5 protein-coding genes are annotated in these 5,006 nt (G+C 66.0%); all 5 read right to left on the reverse strand.

What is annotated here, in order from left to right:
• On the reverse strand, positions 1-1,247 hold a 1,247-nt coding region (locus tag JSV65_03200), incomplete at its 3' end, for a hydantoinase/oxoprolinase family protein (GenBank protein UCH35372.1).
• Positions 1,247-2,242: an ABC transporter ATP-binding protein gene (locus tag JSV65_03205; GenBank protein UCH36686.1), complete on the reverse strand. Its 996-nt coding sequence runs from the start codon at positions 2,240-2,242 to the stop codon at positions 1,247-1,249. The genes JSV65_03205 and JSV65_03200, both read right to left, overlap by 1 nt.
• Positions 2,242-3,141, reverse strand: coding sequence for an ABC transporter permease (locus JSV65_03210; GenBank protein UCH35373.1), 900 nt, complete (start codon positions 3,139-3,141; stop codon positions 2,242-2,244). The genes JSV65_03205 and JSV65_03210 overlap by 1 nt, the downstream gene beginning before the upstream one ends.
• Positions 3,142-3,159: 18 nt before the next feature.
• Positions 3,160-4,176, reverse strand: coding sequence for an ABC transporter permease (locus tag JSV65_03215; GenBank protein ID UCH35374.1), 1,017 nt, complete (start codon positions 4,174-4,176; stop codon positions 3,160-3,162).
• 18 nt (positions 4,177-4,194) lie between these two features.
• Positions 4,195-5,006: ABC transporter substrate-binding protein (locus JSV65_03220; protein UCH35375.1), on the reverse strand; the 812-nt coding region annotated here is incomplete at its 5' end.

The following is a 5,006-nucleotide window of genomic DNA, read 5'->3' on the forward strand; positions in this document are numbered from 1 at the left end:
ACAGCGCCGAGAGCCGCGCCCTCCGGACCGAGCCCCAACGCCTCGCCGACCTTACTCGCCATTGCCCCTCGGGCAGCTTCCGGATCGAGAGACATTGCCCCGCCCAGCAAGCCCGCCGGTGCTATGCGGCCCAGCAGTAGAAAGGCGTCTGTCAGGGTCGGCTCCTGACCGCCGCGGCCGTAACATGCCGGTCCCGGATCGGCGCCCGCGCTGCGCGGCCCCAGCCGAGGCAGGCCGGCTGGATCAACGGAGAGCATGCTCCCGCCGCCGGCGCCGATACAGTGCACATCAACACCCGGGAGTTCAACGGCGTACCCGCCGACTTCTCGCCCCGGCGCGCTGGCGGGCAGCCCGCCCTCGATGAGACAGACATCGGTACTGGTACCGCCCATGTCGATCGCGATGGCGCGGTCAAGATCGAGTTGTCGGCACACATCGGCCGCCGCAGCGGCGCCTGCCGCGGGTCCCGAGAGCACCGTGCTCGCCGGCTTGCGCCGTGCCTCATCGAGCGGAACGAGCCCGCCGTTGGATTGCATGATGTGAGGAGGACAGGCGACACCCGCTTCCGCGATCCGCCGGCTCAATTCGTCCAGATATCGGTTCATGAGGGGGCCGAGATAGGCATTCACAACGGTCGTGCTCAAGCGTTCGTACTCACGGAAGCGAGGAAGCAGGTCAGACGATGCCGTCACGTACGCGTCGGGCAGCACTTGCTCGGCCCAATTTCGAACCAGGCGCTCATGCGCTGCGTTCGCGTAGGAGTGAAGCAGGCAGATCGCCAGCGCCTCAACTCTTTCGCCGGCGAGAAGCGCCAACTCCGCCTTGACCTCATTCCCGTCGAGAGCCGTGATGACCGCGCCATCCGAGCCCATCCTCTCGCCGATCTCGCGCCGCAGCCATCGCGGGACCAGCGGCTGCGCCTTACGGGCCCGCAGATCGTACAGCGCAGGCCGTCTCTGGCGCGCGATTTCCAGCAGGTCGCGAAATCCCTTCGTCGTCAGCAGCGCTGTCCGCGCGCCTGTGCCTTCTATCAACGCGTTGGTTCCCGCCGTTGTGCCATGGCCGAAAAAGGACACGTCGCGGATGGATAGGGCATCCGCGAGTCGGTTCAGCCCGCCCGCCGCGCCCGCGGCAAGGTTGTCCAGCGTGGACGGCACCTTCCGCAAATGAAGCGCGCCCGACTCGAGTTCGCTCGCCACGAGATCGGTGAATGTGCCGCCGATGTCAATGCCGATTCGCCAGGGCATCAGCTCTCGGTTCCCGTCGGCTCTGTCATCTGGCTGTACAGGTAGCAGCGCACGAGCCGATCCGCCTCCGGTGCGTAGACGTCGGGCATGGTCTCGAGGCAGCGGTCCATCGCTTGCGGGCAGCGCGGCGCGAACCGGCATCCTGGCGGCGGAACGACCATGTCCGGCACCGATCCCTCGATCGGCGTGATCGCCACATCCGGCCGCCCCAGGCGAGGCACGCATCTGAGCAGGCCCTGAGTGTAGGGGTGCAACGGCCGCTCCAGGAGTTCCGCGACCGGGCCCTGCTCGACGATCTGGCCCGCGTACATCACGGCCGCGCGGTCCGAGAACTGCGCCACGATTCCGAGATCGTGAGTAATCAACATGATCGCGAGGCCGGTTTCTTCCTTGATGCGCGCCAACAGGTCCATGATCTGGGCCTGTAACGTCACGTCGAGCGCGGTCGTCGGCTCATCGGCAATAAGCAGTTCCGGCTCGCAGGCAACCGCGATTGCGATCATCACGCGCTGGCGCATGCCACCGCTCAGCTCATGTGGGTAGCTCCGCAAGCGGTCGCGTGCCGCCGGCACACCCATCGCCTCGAGGAGATGCAGGCTGCGCTCGCGCGCCTCTCTGCCGCGCGCCACGCCATGCACCTTGAGAGACTCGGCGATCTGCGCGCCCGCCGGGAAGACCGGGTTGAGGGTCGAAAGCGGATCCTGAAAGACCATGGCGACACGCCCGCCGCGTATGTGCCGCATCGCCGCCGCCGATGTGTGAAGCAGATCCTGCCCATCGAACAGCACGTCGCCGCGAACGATCTTTCCCGGCCTACGCACAAGGCGCATGATGGAGAGCGCGGTGACGCTCTTGCCGCATCCGCTCTCACCGACCAAGGCAAGCGTCTCGCCGCGGTTGACGCGCAGACTGACGCCGTCCACCGCGCGGAGAGGCCCGCGGTAGGTATGGAACTGCGTATGCAGATCGCGTACGTCGAGCAGCGGTCGCGTCATCATCGCCTCATGCGCGGGTCCAACGCGTCGCGCAGTCCTTCGCCAAAGAGGTTGACGCACAGCACCAACAGCAGAATGGCCAGCCCGGGGAAGGTGGCGATCCACCACGCGCCGGCGACGTCGGCTCTGCCGTCGGCGACCATGGTGCCCCATGCCGGTATGTTCGGCGGGACGCCGATTCCAAGGAAGCTCAGCGAGGCCTCGGCAATGATGATCGTCGCCATGCGCAGAGTTGCGAGCACGATCAGCGGCGGTATGATGTTGGGCAGGATCTCGCCGAAGAGTATGTACGGCGTGCTGGCCCCGAGCCCGCGGGCTGCCGTAACGTAGTCCGCCCCGCGCGCAGCCAGAACGTCCCCTCGCGCAACGCGGTAGAAGTCCACCCATCCCTTGAAGGCCAGAGCGAGAACCAGTGCGACCAGATTCGGGCCGGTCGCAGCCATAATCGCGAGCGCGAATATGAGGAAAGGGAAAGCCAGGAGCGTGTCAACAATCCGTGACATCACGGCGTCCAACCATCCCCGGAAATACCCCGCGAGCAATCCCAACGCGGTGCCGGCTACGAGAGTCAGCGACACCACAACGCCGCCGAGCAGGATGGATACGCGCGCGCCGTACATGATTCGGCTCAACAGGTCGCGCCCCAGGGCGTCGGCCCCCAGCAGAAAGCCCCCGGTTGCCCGCGGATACCAGAAGGGCGCGGCGCGAATGGCGTCGAGGTGCTGCGCGTTGGGATCGTACGGCGCCAGCACCGGTGCTGACAGGCCCATCAGCACGAAGCCGAGCACAACCACGCCGGCGGCAACCGCCACCCGATTTCCGAGCAACAGCCGCAGCATGCCAGGCGTCGTGGCCGCCAGTTGCTCGAACGTTTGCTCCTCGCTCAAGGCCTGTGACATCGGCCGGTCGCCAACCTCTTATGCTACCCGAACCCGAGGATCGAGCAGCGCATGCAGCACGTCCGCGCCCAGATTGAGCACGACGTAGGACACCGCGTAGATGAGCACCACCGCCTGCACCAGCGGGTAGTCCGCCGCCGCGATCGCATCCACCGCGAGCTTGCCCAGCCCGGGATACTGAAAGACGGTTTCGATGATCATGTTGCCGCTGAGCAGCAGGCCGGTTTGGAGCGCAACGATGTTGACCGTGGGTATCAGCGCGTTGCGCAGGGCGTGCTTGCCCACAACTGTTGTTTCCGGCAAGCCCTTCGCTCGTGCGAACTGCACGTAGTCCTGCTCCAGCACTCCGATCATTGACGACCGCACCATCCTCGTCACCATCGCGGCCATCGGTGCGGCCATCGCCAAGCCGGGCAGAACGAGATGCTTGACCGCACTCCACAGCGCCGGTCCGTTCGTCGCCAACAGCGCATCGAGCACGTTCAACCCCGTGATCGGCGCGGGAGCAAGCCCGAGGTCTATCCGTCCGGAAATGGGGAGCCAGTGCAGTCGCAGGCCGAAGATCATCATGAGCACGATGCCGAGCCAGAAGCCGGGCATCGAGATGCCGAGCAGGGCGGCCACGGTGGCAGTGCGGTCGAAGGGACCATGCGGCCGCAGCGACGCGATGACCCCCGCGGGAATGGCGAAGAGAATCGCAATCACGAATGCGAAAACCGTCAGTTCGACGGTCGCCGGCAAGCGCTCGGCCACAACCGCACGTACCGGCCGGCCTTGGTAGCTGTACGAGCGCCCGAAGTCACCGATTGCCGCGTGGCCGAGGAATAGCCCGTATTGAACGATGAACGAACGGTCAAGCCCGTAATGCGCCCTGAGGTCCTCGATCTGGTCTTGCGTGATGCGGCCCGCCTGCCCGAGCATGTGCTCGATGGGGTCGCCCGGCGTGAGGTGCATGGTGAGGAACACGATGAAGCTGACCCCAATCAGGACCGGGATCAGCTGGAGCAGTCGCTGCGTGATGAACCGAAACCACATCGCGGCGTGTTCCTCGGCCTACGCTTGCAGCCCGACATCGTGCATGGGGAGCATCCCATCGGGCCGGGCCTGGAAGCTCTCCACACTGTCGGACACGCCGTACAGCTCATTGAGCGCGAAATGAAAACAGGTCGGCGCGTCCTCGTGCAGTATTCGCTGCACCTCCACGTATTTCCGCCGCCGCGCCTCAGTGTCCATCGAGCGGTCGGCTTCCTCGAGCAGGCGATCCACACGCGGGTTGCTGTACCCGAAGTAGTTGGCATAGCCTTCGCCGCGGGCCTCCTCGCGGGTGTGAAACAGAACCGGCAGGATGCCCGAGGGGTCGAGACTGGAGTTGCCCCAGGCCGTGAGAAACATATCTCGCTGCTGGCGGCGCAGTTGATTGAGCAGATTGTCCTTCTTCCACACGCGCACCGTCGCCCGCACGCCGGCCTCGGCGATTGACCCCGCGATCGCCTCGGCGATGCGTTTGTCGGCAGCCTCACAGTCGAGCGTGGTCTCGATGCCGTCGGGATGTCCCGCTTGCCTGAGCAGCGCTCTCGCGCGAGCCGCGTCCTGCCGCGGCTTCGGCAATGAGGTGTCGCAGCCGAAAGCCATAGGCACGAGGATGCCGGGCAGGGCGCGCGCGCGGCCGAGCAGGAATCGCTCGATGATGGGTCGCGGGGGCACCGCATATCGCATCGCCTCCCGCACGCGGCGGTCGGAGAACGGCTTGCGCCTGCAGTTCAAGCCGACGAAATGGGTCCTCGTTCCCTGCGCCGCCGAGAGATGCGCGTGCGACAGGTTATCCACGCGATCCGCTTGGTCGGGCGGGATATTGACCGCGATGC

The sequence above is a fragment of the Armatimonadota bacterium genome (assembly GCA_020354555.1).
In the GTDB taxonomy this organism is placed as follows: domain Bacteria; phylum Armatimonadota; class Hebobacteria.

Bases quoted from the DNA above. Each gene is read 5' to 3' on its own strand.
- JSV65_03205 (UCH36686.1), bottom strand. From the start codon at position 2,242: ATGACGCGACCGCTGCTCGACGTACGCGATCTGCATACGCAGTTCCAT.
- JSV65_03210 (UCH35373.1), bottom strand. From the start codon at position 3,141: ATGTCACAGGCCTTGAGCGAGGAGCAAACGTTCGAGCAACTGGCGGCC.
- JSV65_03215 (UCH35374.1), bottom strand. From the start codon at position 4,176: ATGTGGTTTCGGTTCATCACGCAGCGACTGCTCCAGCTGATCCCGGTC.